The following is a 729-nucleotide window of genomic DNA, read 5'->3' as shown; positions in this document are numbered from 1 at the left end:
AAACAACATTTAAAAGTTAAATCATTTTGGGGTACCACAGAAAATGCTGTTCGTATCCAGATTTACACGGCAATAATAACATATTGTTTAGTTGCAATTGCAGGTGAAGAGCTAAAATTGGAGCGTTCAACCTACGAAATTCTACAAATTTTGGGAGTGTCACTATTAGATAAAGCACCTGTAAATGAGCTCTTTACAAATATAGATAACAATAATCTCAAAGATTCAGATAGTAACCAATTGAAAATCAATTTGTTTTAAGTGGACACTAGTGATCATGGTTAACAAAAAGACGAATAATGAAAGTAAAATATAAATATGAGCCATATAACGAGATTTCTTTCAAAAACAGACCGATAAAAACATATCACGGTATCTCAAATCAATTAATAATTGATACAGCGAACCATCAACAAGAGGATCTGTTTATAAGAAGATTACATTACTCTTATTATGCGGATCATGATACAAGATTGCCGGATAGTTTGTATACTAAAATGATTAATAGTTTTTTATTATAGAATTAGATAAATAGGGATTGGTTTGTTTATGCGTGAAGAGGTAAGAGAGTAGACGCCCGGTTTGCAAAACCGCGCTAGCGAGTTCTTTCATTCCTTTTTTTTGCTGCTCGTAATAAATCATTCTCTTCCATTAAACGGTAAACTTTTTTGTGGTTGATATAATATCCTAGCATCATTAAAGCAAAATACATCTTCCTATAGCCGTATT

At 31.8% G+C, this 729-nt stretch carries 1 protein-coding gene and 1 pseudogene; one reads left to right on the top strand and one right to left on the bottom strand.

Annotated elements, in window-relative coordinates:
- Positions 1-261 (top strand): annotated as a pseudogene (locus HNS40_RS22570) (IS4 family transposase); the annotation flags it as partial.
- 334 nt (positions 262-595) lie between these two features.
- Here the strand turns inward: HNS40_RS22570 and HNS40_RS23870 are convergent.
- Positions 596-729 (bottom strand): IS3 family transposase (locus tag HNS40_RS23870; RefSeq protein WP_216664208.1); only part of this gene is annotated, 134 nt, incomplete at its 5' end.

It is taken from the genome of Lentimicrobium sp. S6 (genome assembly GCF_013166635.1).
GTDB lineage: Bacteria > Bacteroidota > Bacteroidia > Bacteroidales > UBA12170 > UBA12170.
Note: the sequence above shows the minus strand (reverse complement) of the source record. Positions and strands in the feature narration are given on the sequence as shown.